The following is a 14,122-nucleotide window of genomic DNA, read 5'->3' as shown; positions in this document are numbered from 1 at the left end:
CCGCACCCTTGGGGGTTGCAGAAGGTGGGTTATAAAGCAATACGGTTAAGTTAAGGCTCAAACCGTGGTAAATCAGGCAGGACTTACGCAACTGTCACAAATGCTTCAATAGCCTCTCCAAAAGTTCCAAACTTTGCCCTCGGTTGGTTGATGAGTGGCGTCCCTTGCTCCCACATTCCGCACCCCAACTTTCACATGGGGTGCGGGCGGGCTGTAAATTCCGTGAGATGGTCTAGCGCGAACCGAGCGATACAGTATAAATACTTAAAAATTGCCCTGCCAGACAAAAGAACTTGTTTATTTGGCTGGAGTATTAAACCAAATCATCAGCTAGTTGCGTGGCGCAACTAGAGAATGAATCAGGAGAACAAAAATACCATTGAATTTGGAACTGGAGTTTAGACTAAGACAGAATAAAGAGAGGCATTACGGTAGATTGAATGCACTAAAAAATGAAACATAAACAACTTGAGATTAAGGGGACTTTGTGGCGGGTTTTCTCGGGCGAGAAAACCCTTTTTCGACGGTGGGATATCGAATTCTACGTCGCCGTTGTTTTCCTTTAATCCAACCAGGAGATTTACCTCGAAGTTTAGGAGGTTGAGCTGGTGTACCTAACAGGAATAAAATGCTCCCAAAAGATTGAGCTACCCGTCCCGGAGTGAGCTTAACCTGAGATTTTTGCCAAGGCAGAGGTCGCTGTACCACTCAGTGACGGACTAACCATAATTGCCAGTGACAATCGGCATGAGATCGCTCCACCGATCGCATTGAACGGGCGTACTTAACGCAGGAACTGTCCAGTGAAGACGATTCTTGGCGAAACGATACGGGGTACAGCCGAGATACCTGCAAAATAGGACACGACGTAAAGTTTTGTAAATATAAGACAAAATGACTTGAAGTAGCAAAGCCTGAAATACTTAGCAGTAAAAGATGGACGTTTTTTTGGCTTGTACGAAGGCAGAGTATTACTACTACTCTGCCTTCGCCGACTGAGTGTTGGCATCTTCACGCCTGGCGTTTAGCTTTGCTGTGCAGTTTGGCTGAACTCACCGTTGAAGCCGAACCAAAGCCCGAACGGGATATTGAAAAGGTGATATTGTTACAAAACTTTACGTCGTGTCCTATTTTGCAGGTATCTCGGCTATACCCCAATTTAGCCAGCAACTCCGGTTTTTCATCTTTAATGGTGCCAGAAGAGCTTTCTTTTGGTGTTGATTGTGCGATAGGTTCGCGAGGTGATTTAGGCTTGATAAATTGCCAAATCAGCAGTCCTAGCAATAGTATTCCACCAGTCAACAGCAGCATTGTCACTGCTCTAGGAACGCCTCTTTCGGAAACAGGCGGGGGCAGTGGTCTTTCCTCATCTTGAGCGAGTTGATATTGAGTTTCAAGTGTTAGGGGTACATTGGGGTCAAAGTTAGCAATGAAGTTTTCATCAATATCATCATCTTTCGAGGGGGAGGGGGAAGGGGAAGGGGTGCATCTCAATGAAGGCAAATACATCAAATTGAAAGTTGACCGTTGAGATAAGCACAGCGAAGAGAAAGGATAGAGGGAACGCTCTCAATTTTCCATTGCGCTCCTGATATTTTCACCCTGAACCCAATTCGTTTAATAATTGATTCAACTGTTCCCGAACCTATCGAACTTATAGACTCTTCTTTATAGTATTGGTAGTTGACTATTCGGCACCGATGGGTCTCTAAATAGTTACAAAATATTTTAAATCCTTTTTTTGTCATCTCTTTAAATAGATTGATAACTTCATCTATTTTACCTTGCCACAACATATTTTCGGCTAGTTTTAAACGTTTTAGCGAACCTCCTACCTTGTAAAGATTTTCTTTCAGATGATACCAATATAAGATTTCTTGTCTTTGTTCAGTATCTCCTATTTCTTGAAATATTTTCCAAATTACCGCATGACCATCTCAAGCGGCAATACATAGGATGTAGTAATTTTTGGCTATTAGTCCAATCAATTAAATCTTGATTATTTTGAAAAGATGCTCCCGAATAAACATTATCTAAACAAATGGCTTTATAGTCTTTCCAGTAACACCCCTCGCCTTTAATGTCGTTGCGTAGCCTGACTTTCCCGCCATCTAATGTAATTTCTTGAACTCCTTGTTTAGATGTAGGTAATTCAAATTCTTGTCGTTTGACTAATCTTTGTAATGTACTATGAGAGACTTTGACCCCCGTGAAAATCTCTAAATCTTTTTCAGCCATTTGATAAGATTCGTTGGCACTGATTAAAAGACAGCATTTTTCCATCATTGGACTGAATTGACTATACGCTTTCAATCCAAAATATTTCGCTTGATTGTCTGTAATTTCGAGCGAACCAACTATTGATTTTATTTTTCTGGATTTTCCTGTTTGAATCCCTGATACTGCTGAAAAAAAAAGCTACCTAGTTCTGGTCCCACTTGTTCTAGCATTTTCTGATGGAGAGATTTTTCTATGCTGTCAAAACTTTCTAATTCGGTTGGATCTGTATTTCTGTAAAGAATGGATGCTGCCGCTTTTAAGTAGGCTTTTAGCTGTTCTTGGTCTGAGGGTGTCATTTTCTTTACCTCATATTTTTTGGCAATTTTACTAGCTTTTCCATTTTAACCCTTTTGCGACATATTCGCCAAACTGAGATGCACCCTTTGTAAAGTTTGTATAAACGAGAGAAAGCTGTCAATAAACAAACTTGTTATAAAAAGAACACCCCGAGCAGGAAGACTTTGGGTGTTTGGTAATTTAACTTGTGACGAGTATGAAAAACCCTTTCTCGCAAGCCCGCATTTTGGGAGCTGTCGTTTTGGTATTGGTTCTCGGTTCCCTGCTGCTGGCTGGCATCGACCTCAGTACCCGACCGATGTTTGGGGACTTGACTAAAGTTGTGGTTGGAGCTTATATCGGGCTGTACATCCCTGCACCCAATCAAAGATTACGACTGGGATCAACCGTACCGCTAGGCTGGGATATAGCTGTATCCTACCCTAGAAGCTGAATCCCCTGTCATCTGGTGAAAGTCGTGCAATCCTTCTATTTTTGAGCGCTTTATTGCTACTGAAGCGAGTTTGTGGCGAATTGTGCCTACCAGGTAATACATGGGAAGAAGTTTTGCTAATCGTGTAATACACGGATGAAGGGATGGGCTGTTTACTTTCTGACTATCCAAGTATTCCACGGTCAAGACGCAATGTTAACCATGTAATACCTGGTTGACAACCACAGCGCGATCTCGTTTTCACTATGTGCGCTTGGATAAGCTGAAGGCAGTAATGAGGGAGCTGGAGTGTTTAGCAGGTCGCTAGACCTAAGCAGCATTGGATAACGCACGACTACCAGCAGTACATCTTGAGCTATATTGAACTGGACCGTCGCTAAGATTTATACCCGTATAGGTGACAACGGCTTTTTGGTAGGACACACCACCGGATAGGAAAGCGCGGTAGAACCTAGAGCGGAAGGTGATACTGAAATGGCGATCGTCGTTTAACAAGGAATGCTGGTAGTGGTGGGGCCAACCTTTTAAGAGGTGAAAGGATGCTTTGTACAGGATGAGGAAAGCGGACCGTCTTTTCCAATTAGTGAATCTTATTAGATCTTACCAACCTATTACAGCAGGGCAACTAGCCGAACGGATTGGTGTTTCCGTGCGTACAATTTACCGATATATCGATGATCTTTCAGTGAGTGGCATTCCAGTTTATGGCGAACCTGGTGTCGGTTACGCCTTGGATGAAGACTTCGAGTTACCGCCCCTAACTTTAACTCCTGATGAGATTGTCGCTTTGATGTTGGGTGTCGAGATGCTGTCGCAATCGACCGGGACCGACTTAGCAGCAGCGGCAAAAACGCTGTTGAGTAAAATTGGAGCAGTGTTGCCACCACGCAGCTTTGATCCGACTCGCACACCTGTTCGGGCACTAGGTGAGATTCTGAATGACCAAAGCTTAAGACATTGGAACGACCTTTACCGGGGCATTCAACAACAACAAGCCCTCACAATTGTGTATTTAAGCTTGAATGAGCAACTGTCTCAAAGAGTTGTTTTCCCGTTGGGACTATTTTACTGGGGTGAGAAATGGACAGTTGGAACATGGTGCATTCTCAGAAACGCTTACAGAGATTTCCGGGTTGATCGTATCCAACATCTTGATTTTGCTTCAGACGTTGAATCTCCAGGGCAAGAAATCAGTCTTGACGCATATACGAAGTTTCAACTTGAAAGAATAAAGTTATCTGGTTTCCACTGACAGGATGCTGTCAGGAGTAGGGTTTTATGCTGAGTAACGCCCAAAAGTTTGTTGAGGAGCCGATTCCGCTATGTTTGAGATGTTTCCTAACTTCTGGACTCCAGTATTACCCGTTGCTGAAATAGGATTAGCTCCCATTGCGGTTGAGTTAGCTGGCGAATCGCTAGTTCTATTTCGCAATTCACCCGAGCAGTTCGTGGCATTCCTCGATCGTTGTCCTCATCGCGGTGCGCCTCTGTCACGCGGGCAAGTCACTGAAGACGGTTGCCTTGAATGTCCCTATCATGGTTGGCGTTTTGCCTCAGATGGTGCTTGTATTCATGTTCCTTTCAACTCACTTAACCCAGCTCAACGCTCAAAACTGTCAGCCGTGAGACTGCCGACAAGGGTGATGGCAGGGATGTTGTGGGTTTTTACGGGAACCGAAAACGTGCCAGAACCGCAGTTGCCGTCGAGCTTATTAGAACCAAATGAACGCTACGTGATTCACCATGAGATTTGGAACGCGCATTGGACAAGAGCGATCGATATTTCGCTGGACTATCTACATATTCCTTTCGTCCATCGGGATACATTTGGTCGCCAATTCCATGACCCAGTAAACGAAAATGCGATCGCCAAAATCAGCGTTACTGCAACAGCAGATGGAATGACAGTCACGAATCAACTCAACACCTTACCTTACGGAATTGAAATTGATTGGCATCAGCCCAATAACGTTGTTCTCAAGTTAGATCTAGGTGGAATGCCCCTGCGCCCCCACCTGTTTGCCATTCCGATCAACACCCAGCAAATGCGATTTATGCAGGTTGTTCTGCCCAACTCTGGAATCGATCTGAGTAACTTTGACTTTGATGAGTTCTTTGCAGCATCTCTCGACGATCGCACGATGATTGAGTCACAAATCGGTGAAGTTTCCGATACAAATGAAGGATGTAACGTGCCTACTGATGAACCCTCACTGCGGTTTCGTCGTTGGTACTACCGCACAGTGAAGAATAGAAGAACAGAGGCTATTTGTAGCGACCCGCAATACTAAACACTCCAGCCAGCAATCAAGACACTTACGAGCGAGAATTAAATACAACTGAGTCAGGATTAAGTGCAACTATCAATAGAAGCTCCACTTAGCAGCGCGAAACCGCTGCTAAGGGTTGCTGGCAAAAATTTCAGCCAAGCGCGTAAGTTTCTGCACGATTGCTACTCAAATCCCAACATCGTTAGCCGATACTACTTCCAGTGCTGGGATCAGTCAAGGTCTGGCAGCTTTAACTCCACTCGCGCCTATCTGAGTAAATCTTTGTACAACCCGCTTGCTGCAAAGCGTCCATTTGCAGGTTCAATTTTTGGTTATCGGTTGAAGCTCGCGCGTAGCCGATCAATATGGGCGTTGCTGAATTGATGTATGATATAGCGATCGAGAGCAAAGTTGACGAAAAACAATGAACAGCAAATTAGAGTCCATCGAATGTCCTGAATGCAAGTCTACTCGTATTAATAAGAATGGGCATAAAGCAGGTAAACAGAATCATATATGTGTTGATTGTGGTAGGCAATTCATAGATTTTTATCAATCCCATCAAGGGTACGCACAGGAAGTTAAAAGAGAGTGTCTAAAAATGTATGTCAATGGCATGGGTTTTAGGGCAATTGAGAGAGTGAAAGGAGTCCATCATACTAGTATTATTAATTGGGTTAAGCAGGTAGGAGAATTGCTCCCAAATGCCTACGATTCAGAAATAATTCCAGAGGTGGGGGAACTGGATGAGTTGGAAACATTTGTCGGCTCAAAAAAAACAAAATCTGGCGACCGACGGCGGTCAATCACTTTCAGCCAGGAATCTTAGGATGGGTAATGGGCGACCATAGTGCAAAAACTTTTCAGCCATTATGGGAACTAGTCGGTAGCTGGAAATGCTACTTTTATGTCACGGATGGATGGCCAGTCTATCCGATATTTATTCCAGATGGAGACCAGGTTATCTGTAAAACTTATATGACTAGAGTAGAGGGAGAAAATACAAGGCTTAGACACTATTTAGCTCGACTTCATCGTAAGACACTTTGCTATTCTAAGTCAAAAGAAATGCTAGCACATTCAGTTAGATTACTAATTCACTATCTCAAGTTCTGGGATGTTCCCACCCCATATCCTGCTAACTATTAAATGTAGCTAAATATTCCATCCTGTTTTGAATAATGTTTTTGGATCTCGATCGCTACATCATACATCAATTCAGCAACGCCACTTGAACCTCAGCAAGTCAGTAAACAAACTCGTTGCTCCACAGTGTAGGTTGCCTTAAATATCGTTACCGGGTTTCGTTACCAAACTTGAGCGAATTTTAGGTTGAGCATGGAGGGGAAGGAAGTCGGTCAAGAAAAATCTATTTCCCAGCCTATGACTTGTAACAGTTGCAGCTTCATCAGAATAAAGGCATATCCTGACCCTGGGCTTAAAAGTGCTAAGACTAGGCGGGGAAAACCAAGATTGCGGGAAATTCAAATGCTTCAAATTGGCAGACGAGTTGAGCGTGTTTTAGTAGGCAACTCTCAAACTTTCCTCTCTCTCTAGGATTAAGTTGAAGGATGGAATGCGATCGCCTGAACTACGGCACCAATGCCAGTGTGATAAATACCTTCTACTACATCACGCTCAAGCTCAATTAGATGCTTAAACTTTAAGCCAGCCAACTCAAGGCTTAAAGATTCTTTAGATTGCATCACATCTACTGAATTTCCGCCACCAGTACCATACTTCAACTGAGCGGGTGTATAAGCCTCAAGCAGAAAAACACCGTTTCGCTTTAACGCTGCTTCAACTTTTTTATGAAGTTGTTTTCTTATTGAAGAGGGCAATGGACAAAATATAGATACAATTCCGTCCCATTTATTTTCGCCTAAATCATACTCTGCTAAATCAGTATGAATAAACTTAACAATCACCCCATTCTCTTCGGCCAACTTTCTGGCCTTATTCAAACCAACTAAAGAGGCATCTACAGCGGTGACAGAATAACCCTGCTTCGCAAGGAAAACGGCATTCCGCCCTTCTCCTTCGGCCAAGCTCAGAACTTTACCTTTTGGAATACTGCTGACGTTTGCTTCCAAAAACTTGTTCGGGTTTGTGCCATATGCGTACTCTTGGGCACTGTATCTTTCATCCCACATCTATTTTCTCCAATTGTTGTTGTTGGTACTTTTGATGCCCAAAAAATATAACTATTTATTCAACCGCTGATGTGCTGGATAACACCTTTACTTTCCAGGATTATCCGTCAGATGTCCTGGATAATACCCTTACCTTCCAGGATATCCGTTCGATTTGCTAGATAACACGATACCACCCCCTACATCGGTCTTATCCAGCATTAACTTAATGTCGCAACCTACCGTTCCGATGCAGCGAGAGTCGTTCGCTTGAGGCGGAGCCTTCGCAGAGCAGGAACCAGTGCGAGATCCTCTCGCTGTAGGTTGGGTTAAGTCTGTCAAGTCCTTGCTGGTGAATCAAGGTAACGTGAAACCAAACATGGCTCGATGGGGCGAGCGCGATTGATTAGCTATAGAACCAAGTAAACCTTGAGACTTACCATCTGCACAAGCGAGCTTCTTGAAGTATCTGGCGACTGGGAATAGCTCGAACCCCACCTTTTCATAGGTGTGACGCGCTCTTTCATGACCGGGATCGCCTCCAGTCTCAACCATAGCCACAGACATCCCAGCATCTTTCATCCCAGCCAGAGCGAATTTTATCAGAGCGCTACCAATGCCACTACCTTGAAAGTCTCGATCGACGGCAACCATGTAGATTTCACCCATGCTGTCCCAAACGTGCAGTTTCACGGCTACAAAGCCCACAGTAGAACCGGCATCGATCACAACCCATACATTCGTGTCTTCCGCAGCACAGACATCCTCCACAGCTTTTTGCTGGCTCACACGCCAATGATTGGGATAGAATGCCTGGTAAATATCAGCGTTCATCGCCTTCTGAATCGAATCAAAGACCGGACTCCATGCCCGAAGCGAAAGACGAATAACAGCATCAAGGTGGTGAGGATCGTAGGATTCAATTTGCATTCCCACATGAACTCCTGTTAACTCTGAAAGCTTGATCGAGCATACTACAATACTCTACAATGTCTGATAGCTTGGCTTTGAATGCTTACAGATTTAGGCTACTTTCGCTGATTAACTAGCAATGACCCCAGTTGAGGAGAGCTTGATGAAAAAAACAGGATTAGGCATTCAAGAATTGCTGTATTATCAGCGATCGCAAATTCTCGCCATTGCCCAAAAGCACGGAGCCTACAATGTGCGCGTATTCGGTTCGGTAGCACGGGGCGAAGCGACACCAGAAAGCGATATTGATTTGTTAGTGGATTACGATTTAGAGAAAATTACGCCTTGGTTTCCAGGTGGACTATTGCTCGATCTAGAACAACTACTCAATCGCAAGGTCGATATCGCCACAGTGGATATGTTGAAAGAACGCATTCGCGAGCGCGTTTTGCAGGAAGCTGTACCGTTATGAGGCGAGAAGCCCAACGGCTGCAAGATATATTAGATGCAATAGCGGCAATTGAACGATATGCAAGCCTTGGCAGGCAGGAATTTGATAACCAAGAATTGATTCAAATTTGGATTGTTCATCACCTGCAAATTATTGGAGAAGCAACAAATGCGTTATCGTCCGAGTTAACTGGCCGATATTCCCAAGTGCCGTGGGCGCAAATTGTAGCGTTTAGAAATCTTGTAGTGCATGAATATTTCCGAGTGTCGCTAAACCTAGTTTGGGCGATCGTACAGAATAATTTACCTCCGCTGAAGGTAACAGTAGAACAGATTTTACAGGAGTTGCTAGATACGTGAGTTTAGCACTATTGTATTGTAGGGAACGAGCGCTCTCCGCCGCAGTGTTGGGTCGTTCAAGCTCCTATTAATTTCCTCACTCCTTCAAGATAGAAAAGCCGGAGACGTTCGCTAAAAGCAGTAAAGTCAGGCTCGCCGTTTAAAGGAGTCCTTAATAGTTCAATTTGCTCTCCATTTACCTCTGCCAACAAAACGAGTTCGTTTCCTGTTGCAGATCCTGTAAACTTAGGAAAAAAATTATTTGGTAAAAATTCGTTGGTAATGGCGTGACTTTGCGAGAACCTTAGCTTTGCCCAGTCTATTGTAACCCGAGCAATACCGCGACGTTTTAAGTATATTGCATCTGCATCGTGAATTGTACCAAAGCCTTCGCCAAGTTCGCCTGCAACAGTTCGACTTACGTTATAAAGCTCCTTAACGAGCTGTTGAGCAAGTTCTTTAAAAGATTGGCGTCGGGCATAATCAGATGAAGTTGATACTTTATTTTGGATTTGAGCAATATATTGTTCGGCATTGCGAGCGTTGTCAGTTGCAGAAACGCAATCTGTCAAGGCTTGGTGTAGCTCGGGTATAGATTGCCAGCGGTACTCGATGTGAGTTCCAAAAGCTCGGTCAAAAATTCCATTCACTTTAGCCAGTAAATCGTCAGGGTGTTTCGCCAAAGCTTTTTGACTTTCGGGTCTTTGATGGGGCATTCTTCCTTCGCAGTCGAGCAAAGTAACAGGAGGCGAGCCAGCGATCGCAAAAAACAAAATCCCGCAGCATTGCGTAATATCGGCTCTGGGGTCACGCTGCATGCTGCTATTTACCTGAAGCTCTGGAAGTGCTAAAAATCTGTTTCCAAGCTGCTGCCAAGGCTCTGTCAAAATAGTTCCGTCAGCATCAGATTCATTAAATGAAATACCAAAGTCTATGACAACTGGATCGGCGATGTTATCGCGGCGGATGATAATATTGTCCGGTTTGATATCTCGGTGTACAATCCCAAGCTTGTGACAGTATTGTAGGGTTTTTAAAAGTTTCAGAACAAGATTGATAGCATTCCCAATACCCATAGGATTAGCGGGGTCTTCTAGGAATTGTGAAAGTGTTTTGCATTCAATGAATTCCCCAATCATGTAAAGCGGAACGTCGGCAGCAAATTGGTCGGAGTTTGATTCAATAAATCGCGGGATGCCGGGGCAATTGAGGGTACTCAACGCAGCAACCTCTCTGTGCATTCTCTTGCGTCTTTCAGGAGCTTTCTGATTTTTGAGTTTTTTTAATACAAAACTCTGAGACAAAATTGTAGAATCTTTAGGTTGGACAAGAAAAGTATCCCCTTGCCTGCCACCCCCAATCTGTCTGATAGTTTCCCATTTTTCATCCCCAGGTTTGTTTTTCTGTTTGCTCATACTCTTTCTCCTTCTTCTTAAACTTTGGTTACTCTAGAAGCTCTTACCCTCTACGTCAATTATTTGCCACTTGCACTTATTATCTTAAGTCAGTTAGCATCAAGCGTGAAAAAGCTAAATATACGGGTAATCAAATAACTTGAGCAGAGCTAACTCTAGGTATTCTAGACCGACGCTCCAGGCTTCCGTTCTAATTTTTCTGAACATCCGCCTCCTTTATGACGGTTTTTCGGATTAGGATGAACAATGGCGTTCCGTATTTCAGTGATCGCCTGTGGACCATCAACCAAATTTTGCTGATTCGCTAACTGAGTCAAATTAATTAAGTCAGTGGGTAGTTTTAGGTCTATCCCCAAAGATGACAGCAAGAGTCTCACTTGATCCCCGGCTGGGAGTTTTTGAAATCCATTTTGACGCTCGGCTGCGTTTATCTTCTACGAGCAAGACCCATGCCAGTCGTTCTAATGCTGCTTGCTGTAAAACAATCGCACCATTTACTCCTCCTGCTTGCTTTCTACTCTCCACATACCAATGAATAGACTCTTGCACCAACTCCCGCCAGTTTTTATCCTGCCATCGGCGCATAAAACCGGGAAAGGTTTCAACTAGGTCGGTTGAATCCGTAGAAAACCACGTATAAGTGTTTTGCCAAGAGTCGGCACGGCAAGCTGACCACTCTTCAAAAACCTGCGTCCCTTCGGCATCAAAACCAGCAATTAGCATGGGAGCCAACCACAGTCCTCTGGCAAATGAAAGGTAATAAGAAAATGCTTCTAACAGGTCGCGGGCATCGTCCATTGAGAAGGGGTTTCGTTCTAACCGCTCCAGTTTGCAGATATGGGTTAGGCTATAGCCGCCTTGAGACTGAAGTAACTCGTGGGTATCCCAATTTTCGGGAAGAGTTGCTAATACTATCCGCCAATCTCCAGTCTGAAAGACAAACTGTCCGTCAAATACCCATTCCAACCAACCTTCTAGTTCTTCTTCCTCTTCTTCACTCATTCTCCATGTGTTGGAAATGTCGAAAAACGGAAAGTTAGGCAAGTGAAACACTAAGGAGGCTAATTCCTCACTCTTCCCTTTAACAATTGCTTCGCAAGGATAGCCTGATATTACAGACTTATTGTTTCCACAATTTGTTGTCGTCTGTGAAATGCGAACTTTCACGCTGATGCCAATCTCTGTCAGTTTCAGGGTAACGTCATCCCAATCAATATCAATTCGCGCCTCGGTGAAATAAATGAGTGAACTCAAACTTAACGCACGGAGATGGGAACCATCCAAAACTTACGGTTGCTTGACCTTCAATGACCTGTTCATCTTTAACCAGCTCAGCGAAGCCTCGGTACAGTTTTATCGGCTGATTGGGGTGCTGACCTAAATAAAGGGTGGGTTCAGGAAGATGATTGCTTGGAACCGAATTAACAAAATTCATATAAAAATCTTCGGGAGTTTTGCCTGGGCATAATACAGTATATACTACACTATCCTAGGTTAGGCACTTAACTCACACCAGCACTTGGAGGCAGACCCACACGCATCCACCGATACCGTAGCTGAGATAACGGCTTTCCGATGATATGAGGTAAAGAGGAATTAAGAAACGCCCGGTAGAGACTGGGTTATTTGAATCAAAACGCAACACCCATCTCAAGTTTGCAACGAGAGTGCCAGCATTGGAGCGATCGCCAATCCTCCTCCGGTTCGCAGACTCAATGAAATTTGTGCCGACAAGCGTGAAATATTTTGACAGACTAACTGGAATCAGCGTCAGTTCATGGCATCTGTAGGTAAATTTTCGCTTGGCTTTTCTACATAAAGAATACCGAGAGTAATGGTTACTCCCGGTATCAGCTTTTCCAGTTCCGTTGTTGTTAAGTAAATCCAATCAGGCTCAATTTAGGAAAATGTGCCTTACTTGATTAAGCACAGCCGATCGTTATTAATTAGCCTGTTCCAAAGCGGGATTCGTGGAAGCTCCAGCAATTTCGGCTAAGTTAATCTTGACGACTTTATTGCGAGCTTCAGTCACTTTGGGCAGAGTTAGCGTTAGAATGCCATCTTTGTATTCAGCTTGCACGGAGTCGTTTTGAATCTGTGCGGGCAAGGGAAGCGTCCGGTGGAATTTGCCGTAGCGGAATTCAGAGCGGACGTAGCCAGGTTTTTCTTCGGTGTTTTCGTAGCGGCGTTCGCCAGAAATAGAAATTGCTTCGCGGGTGACTTGAACGTCAATGTCTTTGGGGTCAATTCCAGGCAGTTGCGCTTTTAATACGAAGTTGTCTCCAGCATCAGCCAATTCTAGAGCGGGCATCCAAGCGGCTTCTGAGTTATCTCTCGCTGTTGCCCGTCCGTCAAAAGCTTTATCGAGTTGCTGACGGATGGTTTCAATGGACGTGAAGGGTTGCCAGTAGCGCATCAACATAATCTGTCACCTCAAAGATGGTAAAGCTTTATAAGAAAAGTTTGGGTTGAAGCTCGTTGCTTACAGTTATTATGATGCCGCTTTCTAAGTGGGAGAAACAGTCAGGAGAACCCTACTCTGTTGGTCGTATTTGCCAGAATGAACGTGAAACAATCAGAGTAATGGGCAGTGAAGAAAACCGTACATAGCTATTCCTGGAAACCGAAAATGCTGTAGCAACGCCATGATGACCTTGCCGAGCAAAATCTGCACGGCGCGAGCGTGGAGGGAAGGCTCGCCGGTGTTGCCAACCGTACCGAAAACAGGGTGGGGGTGATGACGCAGTTTGCCCAAAGCGCTAGGCTAGAAACAGCTATGAGCGCAAAATCTTAAAGCGTTGGAAGTTGAGCCAAACAAGGTTAGGTCTTAAAGAATTACTATATTACGATCGATTATGTTAGAAGAATCTACCGAAAACAAGCAGATAGCCAAGCCATTGTCGCAGGAAGCCATTCAGCTATTATTAAAGCCCACAAACCGCATTGCGCGATCCCATCATCCAAGGAAAGCACCTCCGATACTAAGGGGAGTTGCAGCAATTTCGGGGCGAACATCTTGTTTGGTGTAGTAAATCAGCTCCGATCGTCGTTCCCAATACTCCTCCCGCAAAAGCAACTGACACATCATAGCGGTTCACTCCGTCAACAACCAATGCCATTGCTGACAAAACCGCAACAATCGTGATTAGCCAAAACCTCGACATTCTAGTAACAATTGCTATTCCTGGAATGACGGTCACTAGGAAGTAACTAAACAACGCAACGACCGCTGTTACTATCAAAATTACTTCTTGTTGAACGCGATAAAATTGGTAAAGCGCCAAAATAATGGGAATGAGCCCTCCTGATACATTTAAACCAATATAACCATAAAACTCGCATTGGGTTTTGTATGAAGGTAAGCACAAGCACTTTAACAACCAAAGCGGAAAGATTTCAACGCTAACTCGCTGTTTTGACTGGCGATGCGGTGTCAATATGAAGAGTGGTAAATTGATATAGCACCCGAAAAAAGCTGCAATGAGGAGAGGTAAACTCAACCCAGGGGCAATGCCCAACCAGGGTAAGCGCATCTAATTTTGTATTTAAAAATACAGATTATTGGACCCACTTGTAGATTGATAGAGACAATTT

14 protein-coding genes and 1 pseudogene are annotated in these 14,122 nt (G+C 44.1%); 6 read left to right on the top strand and 9 right to left on the bottom strand.

Going from position 1 to position 14,122, the window contains the following annotated elements; genetic code table 11:
- Window positions 1–1,011: 1,011 nt before the first annotated feature.
- Window positions 1,012–1,509, bottom strand: coding sequence for a hypothetical protein (locus QUB30_RS25245; protein WP_333339121.1), 498 nt, complete (start codon window positions 1,507–1,509; stop codon window positions 1,012–1,014).
- A pseudogene (locus QUB30_RS25240) lies at window positions 1,509–2,576 on the bottom strand (ISKra4 family transposase). The gene QUB30_RS25245 and the pseudogene QUB30_RS25240 overlap by 1 nt, the downstream one beginning before the upstream one ends.
- A gap of 197 nt (window positions 2,577–2,773) precedes the next feature.
- Here QUB30_RS25240 and QUB30_RS25235 point away from each other — a divergent pair.
- The 3 genes from QUB30_RS25235 (at window position 2,774) to QUB30_RS25225 (ending at window position 5,301) form a co-directional block, all read left to right on the top strand.
- Window positions 2,774–3,010, top strand: coding sequence for a hypothetical protein (locus QUB30_RS25235; protein WP_333339118.1), 237 nt, complete (start codon window positions 2,774–2,776; stop codon window positions 3,008–3,010).
- Window positions 3,011–3,563: 553 nt separating this feature from the next.
- Window positions 3,564–4,262, top strand: a complete 699-nt coding sequence (locus QUB30_RS25230) for a YafY family protein (protein WP_333339115.1) — start codon at window positions 3,564–3,566, stop codon at window positions 4,260–4,262.
- Window positions 4,263–4,332: 70 nt separating this feature from the next.
- Complete coding sequence (locus tag QUB30_RS25225; RefSeq protein ID WP_333339113.1) at window positions 4,333–5,301, top strand: aromatic ring-hydroxylating dioxygenase subunit alpha; 969 nt, start codon at window positions 4,333–4,335, stop codon at window positions 5,299–5,301.
- 229 nt (window positions 5,302–5,530) lie between these two features.
- On the opposite strand, the gene QUB30_RS25220 is transcribed toward QUB30_RS25225, so the two are convergent.
- On the bottom strand, window positions 5,531–5,644 hold the full coding sequence (locus QUB30_RS25220; RefSeq protein WP_445300544.1) for a recombinase family protein: 114 nt from the start codon (window positions 5,642–5,644) through the stop codon (window positions 5,531–5,533).
- 81 nt (window positions 5,645–5,725) lie between these two features.
- Between QUB30_RS25220 and QUB30_RS25215 the strand changes: the two genes are divergently transcribed.
- A protein-coding gene (locus tag QUB30_RS25215) for an IS1 family transposase (RefSeq protein ID WP_333339205.1) occupies window positions 5,726–6,429 on the top strand; the annotation gives its coding sequence in 2 pieces (ribosomal slippage) (window positions 5,726–6,065 and window positions 6,065–6,429; 705 coding nt in all).
- 410 nt (window positions 6,430–6,839) lie between these two features.
- Here the strand turns inward: QUB30_RS25215 and QUB30_RS25210 are convergent.
- Window positions 6,840–7,433, bottom strand: a complete 594-nt coding sequence (locus tag QUB30_RS25210; RefSeq protein ID WP_333339110.1) for a class I SAM-dependent methyltransferase — start codon at window positions 7,431–7,433, stop codon at window positions 6,840–6,842.
- Between the two features lie 336 nt (window positions 7,434–7,769).
- Window positions 7,770–8,342, bottom strand: coding sequence for a GNAT family N-acetyltransferase (locus tag QUB30_RS25205; RefSeq protein WP_333339202.1), 573 nt, complete (start codon window positions 8,340–8,342; stop codon window positions 7,770–7,772).
- A 145-nt stretch (window positions 8,343–8,487) separates the two neighbouring features.
- Here QUB30_RS25205 and QUB30_RS25200 point away from each other — a divergent pair, with 145 nt between their 5' ends.
- The gene (locus QUB30_RS25200; RefSeq protein ID WP_333185155.1) at window positions 8,488–8,796 is read left to right on the top strand and encodes a nucleotidyltransferase domain-containing protein; all 309 of its coding nucleotides are present in this window, start codon (window positions 8,488–8,490) and stop codon (window positions 8,794–8,796) included.
- Entirely contained in the window at window positions 8,793–9,134 is a 342-nt protein-coding gene (locus tag QUB30_RS25195; RefSeq protein WP_333339108.1) for a HepT-like ribonuclease domain-containing protein, read from the top strand. The genes QUB30_RS25200 and QUB30_RS25195 overlap by 4 nt, the downstream gene beginning before the upstream one ends.
- 56 nt (window positions 9,135–9,190) lie before the next feature.
- Here QUB30_RS25195 and QUB30_RS25190 read toward each other — a convergent pair whose 3' ends face one another.
- The 4 genes from QUB30_RS25190 to QUB30_RS33970 all read right to left on the bottom strand — a co-directional run bounded on the left by QUB30_RS25190 (window position 9,191) and on the right by QUB30_RS33970 (window position 14,061).
- Window positions 9,191–10,528 (bottom strand): protein kinase domain-containing protein, encoded by a 1,338-nt coding sequence (locus tag QUB30_RS25190; protein WP_333339105.1) that lies wholly within the window; start codon window positions 10,526–10,528, stop codon window positions 9,191–9,193.
- Window positions 10,529–10,855: 327 nt separating this feature from the next.
- Window positions 10,856–11,782 (bottom strand): hypothetical protein, encoded by a 927-nt coding sequence (locus tag QUB30_RS25185; protein ID WP_333339102.1) that lies wholly within the window; start codon window positions 11,780–11,782, stop codon window positions 10,856–10,858.
- Window positions 11,783–12,470: 688 nt separating this feature from the next.
- Entirely contained in the window at window positions 12,471–12,950 is a 480-nt protein-coding gene (locus tag QUB30_RS25180; protein WP_333339099.1) for an Hsp20/alpha crystallin family protein, read from the bottom strand.
- 559 nt (window positions 12,951–13,509) lie between these two features.
- Window positions 13,510–14,061, bottom strand: a complete 552-nt coding sequence (locus QUB30_RS33970; protein WP_445300543.1) for a DUF1614 domain-containing protein — start codon at window positions 14,059–14,061, stop codon at window positions 13,510–13,512.
- Window positions 14,062–14,122 lie beyond the last annotated feature (61 nt).

Origin of the sequence: Microcoleus sp. BROC3, assembly GCF_036702515.1 — a bacterium.
Taxonomy (GTDB): Bacteria; Cyanobacteriota; Cyanobacteriia; order Cyanobacteriales; family Microcoleaceae; genus Microcoleus.
The sequence above is the reverse complement of the archived record's forward strand: the minus strand, read 5'-3'. Positions and strand labels throughout refer to the sequence as shown.